This is a genomic window from Flavitalea plasmicola (genome assembly GCF_030546645.1).
Taxonomy (GTDB): domain Bacteria; phylum Bacteroidota; class Bacteroidia; order Chitinophagales; family Chitinophagaceae; genus Puia.
The window spans coordinates 1,031,380-1,051,412 of the sequence record NZ_JAUOTO010000002.1; the positions used below are offsets into that span (position 1 = coordinate 1,031,380).

The 20,033-nt window shown below is 53.3% G+C and carries 11 protein-coding genes; all 11 read right to left on the reverse strand.

What is annotated here, in order from left to right; genetic code table 11:
- Nucleotides 1-2 precede the first annotated feature (2 nt).
- Genes Q4E93_RS09405 through Q4E93_RS09455 form a run of 11 tightly spaced genes read right to left on the reverse strand, consistent with a single transcriptional unit; the run spans nt 3 to nt 20,015 of the window.
- Entirely contained in the window at nt 3-2,120 is a 2,118-nt protein-coding gene (locus Q4E93_RS09405; RefSeq protein ID WP_303584587.1) for a neutral/alkaline non-lysosomal ceramidase N-terminal domain-containing protein, read from the reverse strand.
- 10 nt (nt 2,121-2,130) lie between these two features.
- A complete protein-coding gene (locus Q4E93_RS09410) occupies nt 2,131-3,456 on the reverse strand; it encodes an NHL repeat-containing protein (RefSeq protein ID WP_303584589.1) in 1,326 nt (441 codons plus the stop codon).
- Complete coding sequence (locus Q4E93_RS09415) at nt 3,453-4,805, reverse strand: DegT/DnrJ/EryC1/StrS family aminotransferase (RefSeq protein ID WP_303584591.1); 1,353 nt, start codon at nt 4,803-4,805, stop codon at nt 3,453-3,455. The genes Q4E93_RS09410 and Q4E93_RS09415 overlap by 4 nt, the downstream gene beginning before the upstream one ends.
- Nucleotides 4,806-4,815: 10 nt before the next feature.
- Nucleotides 4,816-5,829, reverse strand: coding sequence for a Gfo/Idh/MocA family protein (locus tag Q4E93_RS09420; protein ID WP_303584593.1), 1,014 nt, complete (start codon nt 5,827-5,829; stop codon nt 4,816-4,818).
- Nucleotides 5,830-5,888: 59 nt separating this feature from the next.
- The gene (locus Q4E93_RS09425; protein WP_303584594.1) at nt 5,889-7,871 is read right to left on the reverse strand and encodes a hypothetical protein; all 1,983 of its coding nucleotides are present in this window, start codon (nt 7,869-7,871) and stop codon (nt 5,889-5,891) included.
- A gap of 2 nt (nt 7,872-7,873) precedes the next feature.
- On the reverse strand, nt 7,874-9,292 hold the full coding sequence (locus Q4E93_RS09430; protein WP_303584596.1) for a Gfo/Idh/MocA family protein: 1,419 nt from the start codon (nt 9,290-9,292) through the stop codon (nt 7,874-7,876).
- A 2-nt stretch (nt 9,293-9,294) separates the two neighbouring features.
- Nucleotides 9,295-10,326, reverse strand: a complete 1,032-nt coding sequence (locus Q4E93_RS09435) for a hypothetical protein (protein ID WP_303584598.1) — start codon at nt 10,324-10,326, stop codon at nt 9,295-9,297.
- A gap of 20 nt (nt 10,327-10,346) precedes the next feature.
- Nucleotides 10,347-12,218: a heparinase II/III domain-containing protein gene (locus Q4E93_RS09440; RefSeq protein WP_303584599.1), complete on the reverse strand. Its 1,872-nt coding sequence runs from the start codon at nt 12,216-12,218 to the stop codon at nt 10,347-10,349.
- Between the two features lie 2 nt (nt 12,219-12,220).
- Nucleotides 12,221-15,274, reverse strand: a complete 3,054-nt coding sequence (locus Q4E93_RS09445) for a glycoside hydrolase family 88 protein (protein WP_303584601.1) — start codon at nt 15,272-15,274, stop codon at nt 12,221-12,223.
- Nucleotides 15,275-15,295: 21 nt separating this feature from the next.
- Nucleotides 15,296-16,876: a SusD/RagB family nutrient-binding outer membrane lipoprotein gene (locus Q4E93_RS09450; RefSeq protein WP_303584603.1), complete on the reverse strand. Its 1,581-nt coding sequence runs from the start codon at nt 16,874-16,876 to the stop codon at nt 15,296-15,298.
- Between the two features lie 13 nt (nt 16,877-16,889).
- Complete coding sequence (locus tag Q4E93_RS09455) at nt 16,890-20,015, reverse strand: SusC/RagA family TonB-linked outer membrane protein (protein WP_303584605.1); 3,126 nt, start codon at nt 20,013-20,015, stop codon at nt 16,890-16,892.
- Nucleotides 20,016-20,033: the final 18 nt, after the last annotated feature.

The following is a 20,033-nucleotide window of genomic DNA, read 5'->3' on the forward strand; positions in this document are numbered from 1 at the left end:
GCTTATTTGTCTTTTGCAAACCCTTCTTTGATAACCTTATATTTTGCAGGGAACCGCTCAGGGTCCTGGTGGCAATAGATCAGTACGCCATCCGCGGACCTCCTTCCTCTCTCCAATACCTCTTTTACATATTCCGCCGTAGGATCTCCCAGGCTGCTATGCGCCGTCGCATAAATATCCAAAAAAACAGGGAAACCCGGGGAGAATCTCGTACGCAATGCAGCGATCTCGCTTTCCACATGGGTGGCGTCCTGCAGATTGGCCGACACCGATTCATTCCGGTAAGGGAATAGGATGCCATCCAGCAAGCTGCCATAGGCCGCCGCAAAAGCGGGGGTCACCTGTTCAAAGTAGCTGCAGGGAATAAATGCCAGCCTGGGATTGATCGCACGGGCGGCCGATTGAAAATCCTTCACGTACTCCGGGGTAAGGAATTTCAGGTTGTGTACAAAATCATCGATGCTCCAGGCCACCAGGTTCGGCTCCTTCAGGCTGAGCTTAGCCAGCCCGACAGCCCATTTTTTAAAATCAAGGCGATAAGGTTCCGAATAATCTTTTTGAAAAGGCGGCGATTCTGATGGCGGCACGAGGGTTACCCAAACTTTGATGCCCGCCTCCCGCGCGACAGGAAGGAAACCGGCCAGGGCATTCATATCATTTGCCTTTCCCCAAGCCAGCCAGTGATAGGTGTTGGCGTGCAGTTCTTTCAGCTGACGGATCAGCAAAGCCTGATCCACTTTTCCCTTTTTATCCCGGGGAGGGAACGCATATGTGCCCAATGTACCGCGCAGCCCACCCTGGCTGCCCGCGGCCGCCATCACGTGTCCTATCGCCTTGAAGACACTGTCTTCCACTCCTTTCGCAAAAGGTCCCGGCAATCCATAATAGATCATGTTCTCTTCACCCTCATATCCACCCTCTTTCAGCACCCGCTCTGAAGGGATATAACACATCACCTCACTGGAATATCCCGCTACAAAAATATTCTCTCCGATGAATGCATGTTTGGCCCTTAAAGAATAATCCACCACCACCTCGTCACTGAGCGCCAGGATGGTGAGATCATCCCCAAAACGCACGGCCTGCACAGGATAGGTCAGATGATCCTGTTGCCATCCCCTGTTATAAGCCTCCAGCATCAGCTTTGCCCTGCGCTGCAGGAATTTATTATTCCCAACGATATCCTTTTGGTAGATGCTGACGTCAAACGGACTGAAAGGCAGGTCCACCTTTGTATAAGCGGTATAGACAGGCGCCCGCACAACCTGCATCACTCCTCCCAGCGCTTTTTGCACGGCATCCGCCAGCTCCTGGCCATGCGTACGGGCGAGCTCCACGGTCCCGCGGGGAGCAGGGTTTTGGTCGCCCGCGCATCCCATGAGGAACATGGCCTGGACACCCGGATGGGCTTTCTCCAGCGCCAGCTGGGCGAATCCCGCATAGTCGCCATTGATGAGAAAATTATTGTCCACCAGTGTAGTGTTATGGCACGCATAGCCAAAAAGGATCGCCAGCTCCTTACCATCCATCCCCACTACTTTCAACACAGGCACATCATGATCGACGGGTCCTGGTCCAAAAAGCTTCTCACGCCGGTTGACAGCAAACCCGGCTGTTCCCCTTGCGGTATACAACTTTGCGGGCGCCAGATTGCCCAATGCCGTCCCTATCAGCTTTACCAGCTTCGTGGTCAGCTGCTGGTCATACAAGGACACCAAACGCTGGTCTTCTTCACCGAAGTCATAGATCATGTCTACACAGGGCCAGATCATCGGCGCAGAATGCGTGTGCGAGGAATTCAGCAGCAGCTGTTCCCGTTTGACGCCATAGAGGCTATCCACCTGCCGTATGACATCTTCCGAAATTTCATGTGAAAGGCCCAGGAGGTCCGTCGTCACAATCACGATACGGCCACCCGGGCTACTTTCAACCACCAGCGCCTTTGCCCAGATGTCATGCAGCACGCCTTTAGAAGGTTCGTCCCGTCCGGCATACCCATTCAGCCACATCGGCCCCTCTGGCGTGATCTTCACCCTGGCCATACCTGCACGGATAGATCCATCCGCCGCCCATACCAGCCGGCTGCACAATATCAGGCATAAGAATATTTTCCACTTCATGGTTGTATTGTTATTTAGCGACCGGTATGCTTACCAGGTCCGTACGGGTCTTCCCCTTTTCCGTCACCCTCGCCAGTGTATACACCGTCCCATCCTGTCCCACAGCAATGGAATTGACATACAGCGGCCGCTGCCCGTCCGCATAGAAGATAGCGCCATGGTCCCGGTATCTGCCCGTAGGAATATCATACGTCACAAGGTGCAGGTCCTCCAGTCCCTTCGCCTCCCCCATCGCCGTGCTGCTCTTGCCCTTCACACGATGTCCTTCCACATAGACAGGCCCCCCGGTGAGATAATACAAGGTATGCTGGTCCGGGCCCAATATGAATCCGAGGTAACCATAGCTGAACTGGTCAAACATCCCGCTGCGTTTGGAAGGTGCGGAAGTGATGCGATCGATGACGTTCACTCTTTCAGCGTGAGGATCGAATTGAAAAAGATAGCCGGAGTTGCCATGCACGCCATAAACCGACTTGTTCCCCGGATACCAGACCGTCTGCCGCCAGTTATATCCCATATGACCGGCCGAAGTGGGATCATAGCTACCGAAATAATCTTTTTTCATATCCTCCTCCAGGGGTTCCAGCGCAGACCCACCCAGCTTCAGCCGGAAGATGGTGCCCTCCGACGTCGTGGCATACACAGCCCCATCCGCAGGATCGATGGCAAGGCTACGGCACAAGGTCCGGAAGTTTTTACCGGAACCATTCTCGCCCTCGCCGGACAAAGGGCCGATGTCCTTCAGTTCCTTTTTTTCCAGGTCATACCGGAAAACATAACCGGTGGGCCAGGTGATGCAATAAATCAACCCCCGCTTTGTATCCATGTTCATCGTGAGGATACCTTCCTGGTGCGGCGCGATGGCCAGGTCATCGAACTTCCCGGTCTTCATGTCATACGCCAGTATATGCCCTCCGGGATAGGCCTTGTATCCTGCCGGAGGTATGCCCATCTTCTCCATACCGTCCACCATACTGTAGTAACCCACATGCGTGGCGAAATACAGCTTGCCGTTGGATTCCACAAAACGTACATGACTTTTACCCTGCACAATGGTTTTAAGCCCCTTCTCGCCGCAAGCCTCCGTAATGTCACCGCAGTGATGGATCTTCCCCGTCCGGGGATCGAAGGAATACATCTGTCCACCCGTATCGATGGATTGAGAGCTAAGCACATAGTAGATCCTGCCGTCACTGGCGGCAGAAATCGCATTATACGTATCGTGCGCAATGTCAAACCCGGAGTTGTACGTTGTAGCCCGCAACTGTTTTGAAGGTCCTTGCGCAAATCCTGCTGTCATCATTAGCATTAATAGTGTTCCTGTCAATGTTTTCATTTCTTCATATTTAGTGTACCCGCATTTGCATGTATCTTTTCAATCGCGTTGACGATGTCGTCCATATCCGGCTTATCGGCCAGCAGCAGGGACTGATAGAACCATACAGCCTCTTCATTACAAAGCTTGTCATTCAGGGGACAATTGTTCCGATCGTTAAAAGCATGCATGTCCAGTTCCGCCGCGGTATACATCTTCCTGTAGTTCTTCGACCCGAACGCGTTCTCCAGGTAGGGCATCTTGTTCAGCGGTGCATATCCTTCGCTGCAGGGAATGCCTTCCGCATTCAACGCTTTCAGGAAGTCAGCCCTGGGCAGCCCCTTAAAGCCTTCCTTGTCGTACCGGAACGGGAACAGGTGGAAAGCGGCCTTGGTAACATTGTCGTATAGCTTGTAGGGAATGACGCCGGGTATCTTGCTAAGCTTCCCCCTGAGATAAGCAGCATTCGCGTTTCTTTTCTCTGTCTCCCCTTGCAATCGTTTCAGCTGCCCCAGTCCGATGGCCGCCTGGTATTCCGTCAACCGCAGCTTGTTGCCGGCGATCAACGTACCCGCGTTCACCTGCCCGACGACAGAGCCATACGGGTTGCCATAATTGTGGTAGGAATAACATTTATCCATGAATTGCCCGTCGTTGCTGGTGATCGCCCCACCTTCCCCGATGGCCAGGTTCTTCGAATTCTGAAAGCTCCAGCAGCCTGCGTGGCCAAAGCTACCGACACGCCGGTGATCGATCTCTGCACCATGCGCCTGGCAGGCATCTTCGATGACGACCAGGTCATGCTTTTTTGCGATCTCCATGATACGCACCATATCGGCGGGGAGCCCCAGGATATGCACGGGGATGATGGCCCTGGTCCGGGGGGTGATCTTTGCCTCTATTTTACCGGCATCTATCTGCCAGCTGGCCACATCGGTGTCGACAAAGACGGGCATGGCTCCCGTCGCAAGCACCGCTGCCACCGTAGCAATAAAAGTATAGGGGGGCACGATCACCTCATCACCGCCGCCGATGCCCATCTGCAGCAGGGAAGCGATAAGGGCATTGGTCCCATTCACCACCGTAAGGCTTCTCTTCGTCCCGATGTAGGCCGCCCACTCCTGCTCGAACTGAGTGACCAGGGACGCCCTGGACCAGATCCCGCTGCGCAGATCGTCGACGACTATCTTCTCGTCCGTGTCCTTGTTCCAGATGGGCCAGGCCGGCCAGGGTTTTGTCCGCACGGGACTCCCCCCCAATATGGCAGGAGTCCGCCGGTCCGTGGCCGACAATATCGAAGGCGTAAGCAATGTCCCGGCAGCTACGATCCCGGTTGATTTGAGAAATGCTCTCCGGCTTTTATTTTTCATGTTCATGATTTTAGATCTTAATATTCTTCTTCATCGCCGACCGCGCCTTCTCCAAGGTCGCTGCCAGGCTCACTGCCGCCCCGCCTTTCCGGCGGCTTTCATCGGCAGCCTCCATAAATGCATAGATCTCCAGCGTCTCGTCTTCGCTCACCGGCGATACGCCGGTCCCGAAAAAACGGATGATCTGCCGCAGCAACGCCTCATATCCCGAATACGGACCCACCCGCGCCACCCCTTTCTCGCCAAAGACGGTGCCGCCATACTCGTGCTGGCCGGTGCGGGTTCCCCGGAAAGTACCGATGCGCCCGTCATTCCAGACGCCCGTCACCACATCCGTGCTTTCGGTATAGATGCGGATCACATCCTTACATCCCTTTCCCATTACTGTGATCAACGTCTCGATACCATGGATACCATACCAGAAAAAGTCCGGGTGATGCGGCTCCAGCGGCGCCGGGCTGAAAGCATCCGCCCCCAGCACCTTACCCACCGTCTTCCCTTCTGCGATGTCCTGCATGCCCTTCATATAGCGCAACGACGAGGCCGAAAAGACAGGCACCTTGTATTTCTTTGCCGCTTCGAAGATGGCCACCGTCTCCGCCAGCGTGCCGGCAACAGGTTTGTCGATGAACAATGTCTTACCCGCCCGCATGACGGTCAACGCCTGTTCCAGATGGGGGCGACCGTCATTGGTCTCCAGCAATATCACGTCCACTTTATCCAATAAGATCGCGATGGAATCCACGATCTCCACTCCCCTCTTCTTCACCTCTTCCGTATAAGAAGGGATCCTTTCCGTGCTGCTCTGGATGTCCCTGCTGCCCCACGGATAGGCAGCCACTATCCTGTATCCATTGTACTCCGGATCAGGCGCGTCCCCGTTCAACGCCTCTACGAACGCAGTGCTATGGGATGTGTCCAGGCCGATGATGCCCACCCGCTTGCCGGGCATGGGATTGTTTTGGATCTTTCGTACGATCATAGCAGCGGCAGAACCTGTCAGTCCAAGACCGATGCCTGCCATTGACGCTGACGTTATGAACTTTCTCCGACTAAAATGATGTCCCATGGTCCTGTCGATTTTTAATATTGTGCTACTGCATATGTTTCGATCCCCGTAAGGTCTATCCGGATAACATTCTCTGCAAAAACAGGTCGCCGCGTATCCCCTATCTCAGGGCTTCTTACAGACAAGGCTCCGAAATGGATCCTGCTGTCGTCAAAAGCGTATTCCAGCATGTTATCCGTCATATCCGAATGAAAATCCTGCAGGATGGGCGTTCCTGAGCCCTCCTTCAAAGTAGGATGCGCCACGGCCACCAAACCCCTGTTCAAAAAATGAATGGCGGCGCCATCCTTATATTTTCTTATCCTCGCCGCCCATAGCCTGTTGCCGGATAGCTGTCTCAGCAAGGGTTTGAATCTACCATGCAGGATAAGGTCATTAAGCGGATCGGCGGTCGTGGCGGAGCGAATGATGGTTAGGTGTTTGTAGTGTTTTTCTTCCAGTTCCTCCGACAAAGCACGTCGTCTACGGAACCCCTTTTCATCGTGCGTACCGAAGGGCAAAGCCAGCCACACCGTTCCTCCCTTCGCAAGAAAGGACTGCAAGGCCCTGAACTGGCTGTCAGACACGCAAGCCACGCCATCTAGGATCAGGGGCGTATGCTCTTCGCTCAGGGCCTTGCTGTCGGAAAGCTCGTGGGACCTGACAAGGCGATAGCCGACATTATATGCAAGCAAGCGGAGCGACCAGGCCTTGACCCTGTCCCATTGTTCAAGCCCGTCTTCGTCCCGCCAGCCGTTTTCCCTGCAATAGCTGCTGCTGACAAGCCTTACCTCTGCCACATCTTCCCCCTCCGTGTCCTTCAGGTCGCTGTTGCGCATGTCCCAATTATTGTAAGGCCGCATAATATCCTCCACTTCCATGGCATCCGCCGGATCTTCTTCCAATCTTCCATACAATGTGCTGCTCCAGTTGGCCACTCCCCAGAATCGGCTTAGGCACCATCCAAGATAGCCACCCTTTTCCCGGATCATATAGCTGATGGTGATAGCCGGCGCATTTCCCTTCTTCTGCGCGGCGTCCTTTTGGTACAGCGCTTCCGCATCCATGATCATCCAATTGACCATCTTCATATTGATGCCTACATTCTCCAGCATGAAGAGGTCCAGGTAGGGCGCCATCTTCTCCAGGTTGAGGGCGATGGAATTCAAAACGATCGGGCCTGCATTGGAACAACAGGTCATCAGGGGCAGCTCGCCGATGGTGCTTTTGATCATTTTCAGATGATCAGCCACCGCATCCGCCTTCATCCGCAACCAATCCCTGAAAGCGGGATTGTCATAATTTCCCCAGGCAGACCTGTCCTCCAGCGTGGTATCTCCCCAAAAGGACCGTTCGCCAAACGGAGGGATCTCGTGCCCGTAGTCCTTTCTCAACCGCTCGCGGCAATACCTGCATCCACAGGTAGTAAAGCCGGCATAATCGCACATATCATCCACCTCTATCCCGTCAATAGGCACTTCCTTCATGAGCCTTTGCAGGTATTTCTTATGCATATCCAGAAAACCGGGGTTGTTGTGGCAGAACACGTCCAGCTCATAATAGTCCGCATACCCTCTGCCGCCGTCACGAAGATCTACCTCGCAGAGATCGTTGAAATAATATCCTTCATATTGGGCCAGCGCGGCGGATGAAGCATCATGGAACAACAGCACATGGTGCCGGTTGGTCCTCATCAGCTCCTTCAGCCTGTGATCCCCCCTGGGCCTTTCCACATGATTGCAGGAATAGTGCTCCATGAACTTTATATCATATTGATGCAGCTCTTCGCAAACATTGGCAAAATAGCCGTGCAATTGCCCGAAATAATTCGAAAAGTCAAACCGGACGTGGAATCCGAAATTGATGGCCGTATCGATCCCCGCTTTCGAAAACCCCTCTGCCCTTCGCCGGATCTTGTCGACAATTTTTTTCTGCGGCCATTGAATATCTTCAAAGGTCGTCCACCAGCTGGCCGCACGCCGGGGTATAAAACCAGGTGGCCGGGTACTTTTCTCCATGATCATAAGATTTTTGTGTCGCCACCTTTTTCCATCGAAATGTCTATTGGCTGATTGCTTTTCCACGCGCCGGCGGTAAAATCAGGTACATCGATCGAGTTGCTGCGGTTGGCCACTGACCATACGCTCAAGGGGGCGACAGCGCTCCAAAGCGCCGCGTCATAGACATTCTGATCCAGGGGCAGTCCATTTCGCAGACAGTCGATGGTCCGCCAGTCCATGATAAAATCCATTCCGCCATGGTCGCCGATGCCTTTCGCGGCCCCGCCGATCTTTTTGATCAGGGGCGGCATATACTTTTCTTCCAGCTCCTTGTATTCCGCCGCGCTCAGCCATTCATGTCCCCGGGCATAACGCGCCGGTTCCGGGTATTTAAGACCCACGCCCTTCGTGCCGCTGACCAGCTGGATGCGGGAATAAGGCCGTGGAGAGGAAACGTCGAACTGCACCATGATGGTCTTTCCATGCGCCGTGCGGATCATGCTGGTGTTCATCGTCCCATTGAAATGCCTCCCCACATACGGCTTATAGAAAGCATCGGTAGCGGCCAGCTTCTCCGCCAGCGGGCCCGTAATGAAATCGTTGGATGACATGGATACCACGTATTCCATTTTGTCACCCCGGTTGATATTCAGCAATTGGCACAATGGGCCCAATCCATGTGTCGGGTAAAGATTTCCCTTCCTTTTATATGCTTCTTCCAGCTCCCACATCTGGTAGAAATGTTCTTTCGAGAACATCAGCTCCTGTAAATTATGGATATATGCCCCCTCACAATGCACGATCTCGCCGAAGAATCCCTGCCTGGCCATATTAAGGGTCAGCATCTCCGACATATCGTAGCAACAGTTCTCCGTCATCATACAATGTTTCTTCGTCCGCTCAGACGCCTCCACCAGCTGCCAGGCCTCTGCAATGCTCTTAGCCGCGGGCACTTCCACGCAGACATGCTTACCATGGTTCATAGAGAAGACAGCGATAGGCGTATGCAGCGCCCAGGGCGTAAGAATATAAATGAGGTCCAGATCATCCCGCTCACAAAGTTTCTTCCATACTTCCGGTCCTCCGGAATAGAGCGCCGGATGATGGCCCGATGCTTCCACCAGCTTTTGTGCCAGCGCCACTCTTTCAGGCCGGAGATCGCACAAAGCTTTTATTTGCACCCCTTCGATCCTTGTCATCCGCTCTACCGCGCCGTATCCCCTGTTACCAATACCGACAAACCCTATCCTCACCGTCTCCAGCTTTGGTGCGGCATATCCGCTCATATTAAACCGCTGTTTGGGCGGCGCCTGCTCCGCCTGCTGCCTGATCTGGTCCAGTTCTTCCACGCTGCCCGCATAGGCAGGCAGGAAATGGGCGACAACTCCCAATCCCGTAAGACCCGACATCCTTAAGAAATCCCGACGGTTATTTTTCATATTCATAATAGACATTCTTCTAAAAATCTGGGTGTATATCCATTTTCCTGCGCCCATCGCACAGCCGTCAATATCCTCTCCCGGAAATCCGGCTGATAGTTGAAATAAAAAGGATAATAATACTGCTCATGCACCAGCAAGTCCACATAGGGCGGCAATCCGCCACGCTGTCTGTAACCGTCCAGGTGCGGCCGGATATCAGCCAGGTCCGTTTTATCGATGACAATGCTGGTCCGGAAGAACACCAGGTCCTGCTTGATATCCTTCCAGACAAAACGCTTCTTCAAATGTCTTCTTACTTCGACGCCATGATAAAAGCTCACCGCCGGCAGGTCGTCATCCACATTGAAATAGCCCAGCAGCGCCTTGTATCCAAGGTCCTTCACCGCCCTGGCGCCCTCCACCGTCAGCTCACCCCAATGGATGGTCGTCACCGGCCCCATCACTTCCTCCCCGGCAAAACGCCGGATCTCCTTTATCACCAGCTCGCCATCTTCTTTCACTTTTTCATATCCTGCCGTCCTGTACGGCATGTCCGGGAATTCGCCCAATGCGTGAAAGCTCAGCCTTAACCAGCCGGCCTGGGCTTTCCACTCTTCTTTGAATTCATCGCTCAGCTGCGAAAGGTTGAAGCCATCCGTCTCGTAAAAAAGATTCAGATGGACTTTGGTGCCATAGGTGTCATGCACCTGCTTCAGAAAGGCCAGGTAGGAATTGTCGAAGATAGACCGGTATTTTCCCGCATTGTTATAAATATCCCTTAAGAACCAGATGTTGTCATCGATGGACAGCCGGTATCCGCCGGCAAAATTCCGCAGCCGGTGGACCGTCAGAAAAATCCTTTCCCCCGTCGTTTCATTGCTCACCTCGATCTGATTCTCATATGCTGTCAGGACCGCCGGCGCTGCAAACACTCCCTTCCCATAGATGGCCTTGACGCCTCCCACCCGGATCTCACTTCCCGGGTCGCTGGCCACGGTCACCTTAATGACAAGCCCGTCTCCCGACACCACGCCGTCCCTTTCATGTAGCATATCTCCATTTATCGGGCTAATTATTTCCATTCCTGTAAAGATTTAACAGGTTCCACTTTTGTGTCACCCGGCACTAAAAATACATTGAAAGCTCCTTTTCCGCCCGCAGGCAAATGGGTAATAAAACCAACGATCACCGTCCCTGCGTTCGGCGAGTCATAATCATGCGGCGGTGGATCCGAAACCCATGTCCGCATTTCCACCGGCGCGGTTCCTTCCACTATTAAAGCCAGCTTCTTTCCCTGCCGGGTAAGCTCTGCACGGTGAGGACCGGTGATTTGCACCGATGCCGGCGTAAGCATGGACCACCGGACGGTGGCCGCCGTGTCTCCCGCGGCTATTTCGTCACGTACGACCACATAGCGGCCTTTACAAATAGCCGCGCCCCGGTCAGCACGCGCCAATTGCCCTTCATACAAGGAGGATAGGGCCACCTTCGCCTCCATAAAAGTCGCATCGGCCGTGTACCCCTGCAGTTTCGCATGTCCTTTCACCCGCTGTTCCTGCCCGTTGACGGTGAGCGTATTATGCACCTGGTTGATGTAACGGAACACCTGCCAGCGCTGACCGCCCTGGCGGTCCTCCCATAGATCAATATTTTTCGACTCCAGCGAATTGTAATCCTGGTAGCCGGCATCCATGGCCCATCGCACACCATTGGCTTCCATTACGAATGAACCGGCATCCATATGGCCATGCGTGATCGAGGGCGAGCCTCCTTTTACGCCCAGGAAAATAGCGTTGGTGTCTGTCCAGGAGGTGCGCATCAGGGCGACAGGATTTCTGCCCGCACCGACCCAGGTCCGGGACCGTGGGGGTGTGATGCCTTTGATATCTATGCCGCTGCCCCACAACAACACCAGCGGAAGGAACCGATACGAGAGCTGCGACTGCAACGCAGCGCCTTTGATGAACCTGCGCTCCTGCCACAACAGCGACAGATCGCCGGACCTACGCGCAAACCAGTACATGGCCGGTTGCAAAGTGGCCCTGGCGCCCGCATCGGAATAATTGAACACCTGGCCCGAAGGTCCGATCATATGCTCCATATAAGCGGCGGACTTCATAAAGCCCGATTGGCCGCTGAGCCCGAAGTCATGCCCAAACATTTTCCGCAACCCATCCATGAACAGCACATTGTAGGTGCTGCCATATCCCCAGTAGCTGTAGCCTTCGGCATAAGCGCCATCCGGCTCATAGTCCTTCATGCTGATGACAATACTTTTAAGGCTCCGGTTGATCACCTGCTTAGCAAAGGCCGGGTCAGTGTCGTAAATGGCCATGGCGCCATAGCTGATACCGGTGTTGCACACCTGGTTCCAGTTGTTCGTGACGGAAAGCCATTTGCGGTAGGCATGGTAGCTCGTGTCATAAGAAGTGAGGATGCCCTTGTTAATGATTGCGCCGCTTATTATCGCCCGGGAAGATGCCGGCAACTCATTATACAGCCAATCATATCCGATGGCGGCGGCCATCGTCAGCTCCACCACATCAAGATAATGGGAAGGGTTCCAGTCCTTAAAGCTACAGATGGCAAGCAGTTCTTTTTCCGCCTTTTCAAAATATTTTTTTTCACGGGTGACCCGCCAGGCATAGCTGAGGTAGAACACCCTGTATAAACACCAACGATTCGCGTCCAGCCGGATGCCTTCCATCACTCTTTCCGAAGAAGGAAGGGGCAGCAAGGAGTCGCATTGACGAAGGATGGCCTGATGGATCTCCTTCCAGGTATTATCGGAACCAATGGCCGCGCGGATCCTTTGCTCATCTCCCATCGTCATCAACAGCCGGGGATGCGGAGGGACAACGGGCAGAGTGTCTATGACGGTTCCCTGTCCCTGCAGTCGCAGGATGAACACGATCGAAAATACAAAGACACCGATCCTTTTCATAGCTAAAAATCCGGCTTGAATAATTCTTCAAAAGATTGATTGGCCACGTATGCCCGCTGATGCGTGATCCGGTGATCCAGCACCTTCAGCAGCAATTTCTCCCAAAGTCCGTATTCTACGTCAAACCTTCCAGCCATGGTGTTCAGCCGGTAGGGCATATTCTCCGACAGCCAGCTCTCCTTATAGTCGTCCTTGAGTCCGCCGCCCTCATCCATTACATCCTGGATAAATCCATGGCAGATGTAAGCAATATCGTAATACACGAAATCATTCTTTTTCTTATCCAGCATGGCTTCATTCCATCGATCGCAGATGATCTTCGCCCAAATAAAACGGGTGGCCGTATAGTGGAGCAAGCGGGCCGAGACCAGCAGGGAATGGATAAAGGCGCTGTCCCTCCCACTCTTTTCCAATGCCCTGATCAACCAGGTCTGCACTTCTTCGCTCTCCTTGCGGGCTTGCTTAAATGCTTCGATATGCGTACGGGTATTTTCCAGGTAATACGGCGAAAAAGGGTTCGACCAACTTTCTACAATGGTCCCTCCGGGGAGGTTGGATGTATTCTTCCCGAGGCATTTGGACAGCTGGTCGATCGTACGACCCAAACCCAGCAAAGCCTCCCTTAGCTCATCGCTCGCTGCCGGGTACATTACATCGCTGTAACGCGCAGTAAAAGTTCTTTTATCCGGCGCCGTTCCCTGCCACGCGCCTATGCACCCATAGGCCATGAACATCCAGGACGGGCGTACATACGGCTCTACGGCATCCGTCCATACCGAGGTGATAAACCCCAATGTCTGATGCTGCATACCTGCCTTCAGCGTGAGATCGATATTGTCATAAGTATAGTCCGTCGATGGATAGATATGGCCCCAGCCGGATACGGCAGGCTGAATAAAAAATGTTCTTTTCTCTTTTAACACCGGGTCCAGGTATTGATGGATCGCCGCGGTATCAGGAGCATACTCCCATATGACAGGGATCACTTCTTTAGGGAACTTCGACATAATGTCCGGGTAGTAAGTGTTCATATCCGTCCACGCCAGCACTGTTTTCCCGTACTTTTTCCATTCGTTTGCAACGAAGTCCAGGTGCTGCAGCCACAATTGCTCGGAATGAATGCTGCTGTCCACGTCCTGAGATATACGATTCGTCTCCCAGGTCTCGTCGAAACCCACATGCACAAAGGGGCTGCTGAACAGCTGCGTGTACTGTTTGATCCAGTCCTGTAATATCACCTTCACCTGCGGGTTCCTGGGATCCAGTTCCTCGCCATATTTTCCGATGGCCAGTGAAGCATATTTTTCCTGTTTCAGCAAATCGTGTAAATGACCGTAAAAAGCCACAAAAGGGATCACATCCATACATCTTTCCCGGGCATAGGCGATGATCTCCTTTATCTGTTCCTGCGTATAAGCCGCGCCATAGTTCATCCCCTCATATCCCTTCATGGCAATGCTCACCTCGTTGTAGAAATAATATTGGTTCACTTTCCACTTCGACAGGAAGCTGATCTGCCGTTTGATCTCCTCCACCGTCGGCAATCCGCCATGGGCAAAGTCCATCATCACGCCCCGGTGAGGCAGTGCAGGCTGGTCCTCTATTTCTACAAAGGGCAACGACGCCTGCCCGCCTGACAACTGGCGGATGGTCTGCACGGCATAGTAAAGCCCGGCGGCAGTGTGGGCATTTACCCGTATGCCCTGGGCATCGACAACTAATTTATAATATTCTTTATTTGCTTCTTTTCCGTCTATTGTCCAACGAAGCGAGGTACCAACGCGGGCGGCGGCACCCTTGTTTTTTTCCCTAAGGATGTCTTTTAGTTCATTCAGGGCAAACCTCATCTCCGGAGTGGTATTGGCTGGAACGTTAACAGAGAGTCCCGCCAGTGCCAGCTGACCTTCCCCATAGGCGATATGCTGCGGCGCCGGCAGCAGGACAGGCTGCGGCGTCACTGTTCCGCCACCCAAAAGTTTGTACACTTCACAGCCAGCCAGTAAAAAAGCGCCCACGCCGTATACATTCGTGCTTTCATAGTCCACCTGGTCGGGCCTGTCCGAGATCGCCTGCACATACCCCAGCTTACCATCCGGATGCACCGAGCTGGTCAGCGCCATCCAGGCTTTCAGGACGACAGGTTCATATTTCTCGCGCTGCAGCACACCGTGGTTGATGCCCCAGGCCAGGGCATAACAATAGAAGCCTGTGCCGCTGGTCTCTTTGCTGGTGAAAGCGCCAGGGTCCAGCAGAGAAGCATGCCAGGTCCCGTCAGGCTGCTGGAGCCCCGCGATCCTGGCCGCCATGGCTTGAAATTGCTGCTCGAACTTTTTCCGTCCCCGATAGCCGGAAGACATATTCTCCAGCATCCTGGCCAGTCCTCCCATTACCCAGCCATTGCCTCTCGACCAGAATACTTTGGCTCCATTGGCTTCCTTCCTGCCAAAAAAAGTGCTGTCCCTGAAAAAGAGGCTTTCGCCCGGATCGAACAAGTAAGCCGAGGTCTTCCACCACAGGCTATCGGCCTTCTTCAGGTAACGCATATCGCCCGTGGCCGTCGAAAGATAGGCAAGGGCAGGCGGCCCCATGTACAGTGCGTCACACCATGCCCATTCATGAAAATAAACTTTATTCTTAAAGGCCAATGATTCATCAAAACGCCTTGCAACAATGGTATCCGCCTGTTCCTTGAAATTTTTGATCATCTTCGGCTCCCGGTATTTCATATACAACAGGGAGTACATCTGCCCGACACAGTAGTCATCTGCAAACAAACGATGCTCGCCCGTCTGCCAGCCATTACCTTCGCCTATTTCATACAACCACCGGTGATATTTTTCTTCATTGCTCAACTTCGCCCATGCCGCCATACCTGTATACAGTGAGGCATCTTCCCATTCATTCTTCACGTACGGGTTACGACCGGCCTTAAATTCCATGATCTGCCAGTCCGCCACCCGCTTCATGTAGTCTATGATACCGGCTTTATTATCCTGAGACCATATATTTCCGGCGATGAGAAGAGAAAACAAAGCAGTATACACTTTCCTCGACATGTACAGTTTTCTTTAAATATACTAATTAACATCCCACCAGAGTCTCGTCGCACAATTATCGGGGCCGCCCAGCTTCTGTATGGCCCTGTTCACCGCATCGCCGTTGGTTTGTTTCTCGGGATCCAGGTAAGGCATACGTTTGATCGTGGTTCCCGCCGGAACGTCCGGGTTGTCGCTGTGCAGCACGGGGTAAAGTTCCGGCAAATTGGTCCTGCGGACCTCTGCCCATCCTTCCATGCCATCAGGCCATAGTGCCAGGTACTTCTGCTGTGCTATCTGCTTGCGCTGCATCGTTGCATCGGCATCCCACAGCACGGGATAGTCATTTACAGCAGGAGAACCCATCAGGTCTCCCGGAGGCGCCGGCGTAGCCGTATTGTTGACATAAGCATCGATGACAGTCTGATCCGTAATGCCCCATTGCGCCATGGATGTCCGGATACCCGTCTCATACAACGACTGGGCGGTGCCCCCCATATTCCAGCCATTGAGCGCACCTTCCGCGCGCAGGAAATAAGCTTCCGCGGCATGCATGATATCCTGGTGCACGTCATATACGGTCTTCCAGACGCCATTGCTGTAGCTGCACCAGCGGGTGCCCATATTGGAAGTATAAGGCCGGGTATTACCCACCAGCACCTTCTCGCTGACATAAAGCCCATTCCGCAGGCCATTGTATTTCCCATCGGCTGTCGACGGCTGCCAGAAGATAGGCATGCGGGGATCATTGTACCCCTTTTGCATGGAGAGCATGGTCGCGCTGGCACGGATATCCTCCCAACCGGCGATAACAGCCAGTCCATTGTATTCGTTATACGTCTTTGTTGACTTAGGCATATATGCATCGGTGGCAATATCCGTCATCACACCGCCGGCAACCGCAGCTTCCGCCTGCGTCTTCGCGGTGGCTGCATCTACACCCGAGATCCGCAATGCCAGCCGAAGCCTTAAAGTATTCGCAAATTTGATCCAGGCAGACACCGGGTCGGCCTGCTTGCCATATACGAGATCATAGGACCCGAAAGGTTTCTCTCCCACATGATTCTTCAGCACCGTGACAGCAGCATCCAGTTTTTTGAAAAAATCATAGTAGATGGAATCCTGGCGGTCGTACTCTACGACGCGCTTGCCATTGGCCGCCTGGGAGTAAGGGACAGGTCCGAAATAATCAGTGATGCGATGGAAGACCCATACCCACCAGATATTGGCCAGCGCATTTTCGGCAGAGGCGGCATCCGTTCCGGCCATGATCGTCCTCAGTTGAGGAGCTGCAGCAACATAGGCAGGGTTCCAGCAGGCAGGCATCCAGGCGGGAACGACGACATACCGGTCTGTAGGGAAAGATTGTGCCGCCTGGCCAAAGAATTGAGAATATACGCTGGCGATCGTCCCCTCCCCGATCTCGAAATTGTCAGGGCTAAGCGTCGGAGACATTTGCGCATAGGCAAACATGTTTGGATACTGCGCGGGGGTAACAAGCGCTATTGTAGACGGATCTGCATTCATTTCCGCAAACTTCTTCGTACATCCGCCCAGGCTGACAGCCAGGAAGAGAAAGAACAACCCGTTCCGCATATTTCGAATATTAATTATTTTAAACATTGTCGGCGTTTTTTTAGAATGAAAGTTTCAGGTTCAGGCCCATGCTTCTCGTCGTGGGAAGATTGAAATATTCCGCGCCCTGGTAGTTGCTGTTACCAAAGCTGGCTTCAGGATCGATACCCAGCTTCCGCTTGCCGATGCCAGGAATATCCAGCGTGGATTTTCCTCTGTAAAGGAAGAGCAGGTTCCTGGCGACAAAGCTCAGCTTGGCGGCTTTCAGGAATGACGGCAGCCGTTTGAAGTCATATCCCAGCGTCAGCTCCCGTATGCGTACATTGGTCGCATCATACGTAAAGAACTCGGCCTTTGCATAATTGCCCTGCGTCACGCTCTGCCACAATTGCTGTGCGCTGATGGCCTTGGTATTGGCTCCCCCGTTCACACCGCTTACCCCCGGCAGGACCAGCGTTGCGCCATCACGGTATTTTGCCGTATAGTCAGCCATACCGGCGTAAGCCAGCTGCGATTCAGTACCGGAAACGATCACTCCGCCGAACTTACCGTCCACCAGTATGCCCAGGCTCCATCCCTTATAATTGAAAGTATTACTGAAGCCGATGGTATAGTTGGGGTTGAAGTTGCCTACGCTGGAAATGGCCGATGTATAGGCTGGCAGGCCCGTGGCGCTATCCATCACCAGCTGCCCCTTGCTGGAACGCTGCCATTTGTAGCCATACAGGTCTCCGTATGAGCCGCCCACTGCTACCCGGGGAGTGGCCGTGCGGACATTGTCATTCGATCCCAGGTAAATAAAGGGTACACCGTCCGCCAGGGAGATCACCTTGTTGGTGTTCAAGGCATAGTTCAGCGATACATTCCAGCTGAAATCGCGTGTTTTTACGGGCTGCGCGTTCAATACCACTTCAAAGCCCGAGTTCTGGATATTACCTGCGTTTATATATTGCGAAGAGTATCCGGATGAGGCGGGTGTCGTCACCATCAGCAGCTGGTTCTTCGAATTCGTCTTGTAATAAGTAAGGTCCACCCCCAGCCTGTCCTGCCAGAAACGCCATTCTGTTCCTACCTCCAGCGCCGTAGTGATCTCAGGCTTCAATGTAGGCAACATTTGGGAATTCTGACTGGCAATATAACCCCCGAAGCCGCCCGGTATGAAATTGAATGTTTGCGCCAGCAGAAAAGGATCGGCGTCATTACCTACCCTCGTCAGCGACCCTCTGACCTTAGCCAGGCTGATCCAGGATGGCATGGTCAGCATGTCCGACAGGATAGCCGACAATCCAATGGAAGGATAAAAATAATGGTACGGTTCGGGGATCGTGCTGGACCAGTCTTCCCTGGCCGTTATGTCCAGGTTGATAAAATCCTTAAAGGAGAATTGCGCCGTACCGTAGACAGACTGCAGCTGACGCTTGACGGTGAAATCCGTCTCCTTCAATGTGCTGGCATATTTCAGGTCGTATTTGTTATTGTAAAGAAGTCCATCGGCCGCCATGATACGACGTCTGCTTCCTCTATCCAGCAGCGCGGTGCCGATGTTGTAAGTCACTTTCAGGTCCCGGGTGATATTGTTGTTGCCGTTCAGCAGGACGTCGAAGTTCCTTTCCGATACAAAATTATATTCCTCTGAATAATACCCTCCCGGCTGCCGGGCATAGTTCACCGTATTATTGGCATATCTCGAGGTATTGAAATCATTGTAGCTGTCCGAGCTGACACGGCCCTGGATATTCAGCCAGTCCGTAAGCTTATATTTCAGGGACAGCAGACCGATGATCCGGCTCCTGTTCTCGTCACGATGCGTATTGTTCACTGTCCAGTAAGGGTTCATGATCACCGGGTTGGTGGCAGTCCAGAAAGTGGGTGTTTCCACCCCCGCTACATCCACGGTCCTATAATCCTTCAGGTCTTTCTGGTTGACGGTGGTAGGGATGCTGTACACGTTGGCAGCCACCAGACCATCTCCCCCTACGCCGGGTTTGTTGTAAATATCCTGGACGATATAAGTCACCTTCGCATCCGCCGACAGCCTGTCGGAAAGATTGATGCTAAAGCGTCCATTGAAAGTATTTCGCATCAGCCGGTTGCCGGGCACGATGCCGGTGGCGTTATTATTGGCATAGGAAAGATAGCTTTGCACCTTATCCGACCCAGCCGTCACCCCGATGGCATTGTTGGTAGACACAGCCGTCCGGTAGAAATCTTTGATGTTATTGGGAAATGCCTGCAGGTTCACCGTCTTACCCCTCCAGTCCGTTACAGACTGACCTGTTACCTTCTCTCCCCAGCTATTGCCTGTGGCGGTGCTATATGCTCCGTCAGTACCCTGGCTATACTGGCTTTGCAGCTTAGGTATGCTGAAAGCCCTGTCAGCGGTAACGCCGGAATTAAGGCTCACGCTCAATTTTCCCGCCCTGCCTTTTTTCGTGGTGATCATGATCACGCCGTTGGCCGCCCGGCTGCCATATAAGGCCGCACCGGCAGCGCCTTTTAATACGGACATCGATTCGATATCGTCCGGATTGATATTGGACAAACCGTCGCTGCCGCTCTGACCCTGGTTCGTTGACCCGGCATCATCCTTCACTTCTCCCGAAACAGACTGGTTGTCTATGGCTACTCCGTCCACCACGATCAAGGCATTATTATTACTCTGAATGCTTCTGTTGCCCCGCAAGAGCACACGTGTGGCACCACCGGGACCGTTGGCCGAAGGTGTGATGGTAAGGCCCGCTACCTTGCCGGACAACGTATTGGCAAAGCTGGCATCCCTCACCTCATTGATCTGATCGCCACTGACCCGCTGGGCGGAATACGTAAGGGATTTCGCCGTACGCTGAATGCCCAGGGCCGTCACCACTACTTCTCCCATACCTTTCCGATCCTGCACGAGCGAAATGACAATATTGGCGCTTCCGGCATCCACCGGCTGCTCCACAGCGACATATCCAACAGATGAAATAATAAGAATGGCCTTTTCCGAAGGAATGTTCAGGGTGAACCAGCCGTCATCATTGGTAGTAACCCCACCTCTTTTACCTTTAATGGTCACAGTCACGCCTGCAAGCGGCTTACCAGTCTGTTGATCCATTACCCGCCCGCGGATGGTCTCTGTGGGAGCCGCCATCAGTCGTCCGATGAAGCCCAGGAGCAGGCACATGCAAAGCATTTTTACACGCATAAGTTGTTATGTTTTGGT

Bases quoted from the DNA above. Each gene is read 5' to 3' on its own strand.
- Q4E93_RS09450 (WP_303584603.1), bottom strand. From the start codon at position 16,876: ATGTTTAAAATAATTAATATTCGAAATATGCGGAACGGGTTGTTCTTT.
- Q4E93_RS09405 (WP_303584587.1), bottom strand. From the start codon at position 2,120: ATGAAGTGGAAAATATTCTTATGCCTGATATTGTGCAGCCGGCTGGTA.
- Q4E93_RS09455 (WP_303584605.1), bottom strand. From the start codon at position 20,015: ATGCGTGTAAAAATGCTTTGCATGTGCCTGCTCCTGGGCTTCATCGGA.
- Q4E93_RS09435 (WP_303584598.1), bottom strand. From the start codon at position 10,326: ATGCTACATGAAAGGGACGGCGTGGTGTCGGGAGACGGGCTTGTCATT.
- Q4E93_RS09415 (WP_303584591.1), bottom strand. From the start codon at position 4,805: ATGAAAAATAAAAGCCGGAGAGCATTTCTCAAATCAACCGGGATCGTA.
- Q4E93_RS09440 (WP_303584599.1), bottom strand. From the start codon at position 12,218: ATGAAAAGGATCGGTGTCTTTGTATTTTCGATCGTGTTCATCCTGCGA.
- Q4E93_RS09430 (WP_303584596.1), bottom strand. From the start codon at position 9,292: ATGAAAAATAACCGTCGGGATTTCTTAAGGATGTCGGGTCTTACGGGA.
- Q4E93_RS09410 (WP_303584589.1), bottom strand. From the start codon at position 3,456: ATGAAAACATTGACAGGAACACTATTAATGCTAATGATGACAGCAGGA.
- Q4E93_RS09425 (WP_303584594.1), bottom strand. From the start codon at position 7,871: ATGGAGAAAAGTACCCGGCCACCTGGTTTTATACCCCGGCGTGCGGCC.
- Q4E93_RS09420 (WP_303584593.1), bottom strand. From the start codon at position 5,829: ATGGCAGGCATCGGTCTTGGACTGACAGGTTCTGCCGCTGCTATGATC.
- Q4E93_RS09445 (WP_303584601.1), bottom strand. From the start codon at position 15,274: ATGTCGAGGAAAGTGTATACTGCTTTGTTTTCTCTTCTCATCGCCGGA.